This is a genomic window from Rhizobium sp. NZLR11 (assembly GCF_019685115.1).
Lineage (GTDB): Bacteria > Pseudomonadota > Alphaproteobacteria > Rhizobiales > Rhizobiaceae > Rhizobium.
In genome coordinates this window covers 1-4,369 of sequence record NZ_JABDWD010000051.1, presented here as the reverse complement: position 1 = coordinate 4,369, position 4,369 = coordinate 1, and the positions used below count along the sequence as shown (strand labels likewise).

Here is a 4,369-nt window from a genome sequence, read left to right as displayed (position 1 = left end):
ATCCGCACCTGGCTGTCCGGATCGAAGAACACGGCCTTGTCGAGATTGAAGGCAAGGCGAGTTGTCTGTCCCGGAGCGATGCCGGCATCGGCGCGCAGGCGGGCGACGACGGATTTGCCGCCGAGCTTGGTGACGGCGAAGGTGTCGGAGCCGGCCGGTTCGACCACCTCGATCAGGCAATCGTCCTCGGTCAGCGAGCGCGCCTTGCGGTCGGCGCCGTCGGGGTCGGTCAAGGCTTCCGGGCGGATGCCGAAGATCACTTGTTTTCCGGCATAGGAAGACAGGCCGTGATTGCCTGAGACCACCGGCAGTCGGAGCGGGGCGGCGTTCGGCCGCTCCAGCGCGACGGCAAGCCCGGCCGCGCCATTCTCGACGGTGGCGTTCAGCAGGTTCATCGCCGGCGATCCCATGAAGTCGGCGACAAACAGATTGGCGGGGTTGTTATAGATCTCGGCCGGCGTGCCGAACTGCTGCAGCACCCCGTCCTTCAGCACGGCGATCTTGGTCGCCAGCGTCATCGCCTCGATCTGGTCGTGGGTGACATAGACGAAGGTGGTGCCCATGCGCTGGTGCAGCCGCTTGATCTCGGTGCGCATGTCGACACGCAGCTTGGCATCGAGATTGGACAGCGGCTCGTCGAACAGGAAGACCTGCGGATTGCGCACCAGCGCCCGACCCATGGCGACGCGCTGGCGCTGGCCGCCGGAAAGCTGGCTCGGTTTGCGGTCGAGCAGATGGCCGATCTGCAGCATGTCGGAGACCTGCTTGATCGCCTTGGCGCGCTCCTCCTTCGGAACGCCGCGGATCTCCATGCCGAAGGCGATATTGCCCGCCACCGTCATGTTCGGATAGAGCGCATAGGACTGGAACACCATGGCGATGTCGCGCTTGGAGGGATGCAGGCCGCTGATATCGCGCCCGTCGATGCGGATATCGCCAGAGGTGATCGTCTCCAGCCCGGCAATGGTGTTGAGCAGGGTCGACTTGCCGCAGCCGGACGGGCCGACCAGCACGAGAAAGCCGCCCTTTTCGAGTTCGAGGTCGATCCCCTTGAGAATGTCGATGGCGCCGAAGCGTTTTCTGAGACCGGAGATTTCGAGGAAGGCCATGGGTTACCCTTTGACAGCGCCCGCCATCAGACCGCGCACGAAGTAGCGGCCGGCGAGGATATAGACGATCAGCGTGGGAACGGCCGCGATCATCGCCGCAGCCATGTTGACATTGTATTCGACCACACCGGTCGAGGTGTTGACGACATTGTTCAGCGCCACCGTCATCGGCATGGAATCACCGGTGCCGGCATAGGCCGAGGCAAACAGGAAGTCGTTCCAGATATTGGTGAACTGGTAGATCACCGTGACGACGATGATCGGCAGCGAGTTCGGCAGCATGATGCGGCGGAAGATCTGGAAGAAGCTGGCGCCATCGACCTGGGCGGCCCTTACCAGCTCGGTCGGAAAGGCCTCGTAGAAATTGCGGAAGAACAGCGTGGTGAAGCCGAGGCCGTAGACGACATGCACGAAGACCAGATTGACGGTCGGATTGCCGAAGCCGAAGGTAAAGCCGGTGGCGTTTTGCAGCGTCATGCCGAAGCGGCCGAGCGAACCGAGGATCGTTGCCATCGGCAAGAGCACCGACTGGAACGGGATGAAGCAGGCAAACAGCATCAGCCCGAACACCAGCGTATGGCCGGGGAAACGCCACTTGGTCAGCACATAGCCGTTCAGCGCCCCCATGATGGTGGAGATTGCCACCGCCGGCACCACCATCTTGATCGAGTTCCAGAAGTAGCCCTTGATGCCGGCGCAAGTCAGCCCGACGCAGGTCTCGCCCCAGGCCTTGATCCAGGGATCGAAGGTCGGCGTCTGCGGCAGCGCCAGCATGTTGCCGTTCTGGATCTCGTCCATAGTCTTGAACGAGGTGGTAAGCATGACGAAGAGCGGCATCAGATAGAGGACGGCGAAGATGACCAGCAGGCCGTAGATGACCAGCCGGCCGATCCAGCGGGTGTTGTTATTCCTGTTGTCGCCGCTCTGCGAAGGCGGTGTGGTCGCAGTTATCGTCGAAGAGGTGACGCTGCTCATCGCGCCTTCTCCTTCAGTTCGGAATAGAGATAGGGAACGATGATCGCCGAGATCGTCATCAGCATGATGATGGCGCTGGCCGAGCCGACGGCCATCTCGTTGCGCTTGAAGGTGTATTCATACATGAAGTTCGATGGCAGCCAGGCCGAGCCGCCGGGGCCGCCGGAGGTCAGCGCCACCACCAGGTCGTAGGACTTGATTGCCATATGGGCGAGCACGATGAAGGCCGAGAGAAAGATCGGCCGCAAGAGCGGAATGACGATGCGCCGATAGAGCTGGAAAGCGGAAGCGCCGTCGATCTGGGCCGCCTTCATGATCTCGCCGTCGATGCCGCGAAGACCGGCCAGAAACATCGCCATGACGAAGCCGGACGCCTGCCAGACACCGGCGATGACGACGGTGTAGATGACGAAGTCCTTGTTCTTGATCCAGTCGAAGTGGAAGCTCGTCCAGCCGAAGTGGTGCAGCGTCTGCTCGAGCCCAAGGCCGGGATCGAGGAACCATTTCCAGGCAACCCCGGTGACGATGAAGGACAGCGCCATCGGATAGAGGAAGATCGGCCGCAATATGCCTTCACCGCGGATCTTCTGGTCGAGCAGGATGGCCAGGAACAGTCCGAGGGCCAGGCAGATGCCGATATAGAGAAAGCCGAAGATCGCCATGTTGGTGATCGAGGTATACCAGGAGGACGGCGGATCGCTCTCGAAGGTCCAGCGCCACAGCCGCTGATAGGCGCGCGCCCCGGTCAGCGCATAGGACGGAAAGGTCTTGGAATTGGTGAACGACAGATAGGCCGTCCAGACGATGAAGCCGTAGACGAAGACCAGGGTGATGACGAAGCTCGGCGCCAGCACGATCTTCGGCAACGCATCCTGCAGCCGGCCTCTGAGCGAGATCGGCGTCGATTGCGCCGGCGTCAGAACCGGATCGGTGGTCGCAACGGTGCTCATGGAATGTCGTCTCCCTCCTGCATGATGGTGGCCCTGCATGATCCCTGCATAGCCTCTCCGCACAATCGTCGCGGGATGATCGTCGGAGCCTGAGGCTTCCCCGCGACAATGCGCGGGGAAGCGGTGTCATCGAGCGTGGTCTCAGCGGGCGTCGTCGATCGCCTGGACGAGCTGCTTGACGGCTTCGTCGGAGGTCTTGATCTGGCCGTGGACGAACTTCGAGACGACATCTTTGTAGGCATTGGCGATGGCCGGCGGTGCGCCATAACCCTGGGCCAGCGAGCCGAACAGCGTGCCGCCCTCATTGGCAGCCTTCAGGTCGGCGATGCCCTTCTTGCCGCAGGCGTCGAAGTCGGTGTCGGGAACGTCGGTGCGGGCCGGCACCGAACCCTTGACGACGTTGAAGGCCGACTGGAAGCTCTTCGACAGCGTTGCGGTCGCCAGCGCCACCTGGGCCGCCTTGCGGTCGTCGGGGACGTTGAACATGCCGAACATGTCGGAGTTGTAGACGACGCTGCCTTCGGTGCCGGGGAAGCGGTAGCAGAGGAAGTCGGTATTCGGGGTCTTCTTGGCGGCGACGAATTCGCCCTTGGCCCAGTCGCCCATCACCTGCACCAGCGCATCACCCTTGATGACCATGGCGGTCGCCAGATTCCAGTCGCGGCCCGAGAAGTTCGGATCGACATATTTGATGATCGTCGCCAGATTGTCGAAGGACTTCTTCATCGTGTCCGACTTCAGCGATTCCTCGTCGAGGTCGTTGAAAGCCTTCTTGTAGAATTCCGGACCGCCGGTCGACAGCACGATGGAATCGAACATCGTCGCTTCCTGCCAGTTCTGGCCGCCGAGCGCCAACGGGATCACACCCGCAGCCTTGGCCTTGTCGAGCAGCGCGATCAGCTCGTCGAAGCTCTTCGGCTGGGTGCCGCCGATCTTGTCCATCACCGCCTTGTTGATCCACAGCCAGTTGACCGAATGCACGTTGACCGGGGCTGCGACCCACTTGCCGTCATAAACCGAGAACTTCTGCAGCGCTGCCGGCACCGACTTGTCCCAGCCTTCCTTCTTGGCCGTCTCGGTCAGGTCGCCCATGACGCCGGCCTGGGCATAATCGAGCACGGTATAGCCGAGCATCTGCGAGGCTGTCGGATAGGTGCCTGCGGCAACCATCGCCTTCAACGCCGTCATCGCCGCATCACCGCCGCCGCCGGCAACCGGCACGTCCTTCCAGGCAAAACCTTCCTTCGACAGATCCTGCTTCAAAACGTTCAGCGCCGCTGCCTCGCCGCCAGACGTCCACCAGTGCAGCATCTGAACTTCTTTTACGTCAGCTGC

Annotated in this window: 4 protein-coding genes; all 4 read right to left on the bottom strand. The window is 62.0% G+C overall.

What is annotated here, in order from left to right; all coding sequences use genetic code 11:
- Window positions 1–1,109: ABC transporter ATP-binding protein (locus tag HJB83_RS33855; protein WP_221133272.1), on the bottom strand; the 1,109-nt coding region annotated here is incomplete at its 3' end.
- Between the two features lie 3 nt (window positions 1,110–1,112).
- The gene (locus HJB83_RS33850) at window positions 1,113–2,084 is read right to left on the bottom strand and encodes a carbohydrate ABC transporter permease (protein ID WP_207581917.1); all 972 of its coding nucleotides are present in this window, start codon (window positions 2,082–2,084) and stop codon (window positions 1,113–1,115) included.
- Complete coding sequence (locus tag HJB83_RS33845) at window positions 2,081–3,034, bottom strand: carbohydrate ABC transporter permease (RefSeq protein WP_207581918.1); 954 nt, start codon at window positions 3,032–3,034, stop codon at window positions 2,081–2,083. Before HJB83_RS33845 ends, HJB83_RS33850 begins: the two co-directional genes overlap by 4 nt.
- 141 nt (window positions 3,035–3,175) lie before the next feature.
- A partial coding sequence (locus tag HJB83_RS33840) for an ABC transporter substrate-binding protein (RefSeq protein WP_221133271.1) occupies window positions 3,176–4,369 on the bottom strand: 1,194 nt, incomplete at its 5' end.

Bases quoted from the DNA above. Each gene is read 5' to 3' on its own strand.
- HJB83_RS33850 (WP_207581917.1), bottom strand. From the start codon at position 2,084: ATGAGCAGCGTCACCTCTTCGACGATAACTGCGACCACACCGCCTTCG.
- HJB83_RS33845 (WP_207581918.1), bottom strand. From the start codon at position 3,034: ATGAGCACCGTTGCGACCACCGATCCGGTTCTGACGCCGGCGCAATCG.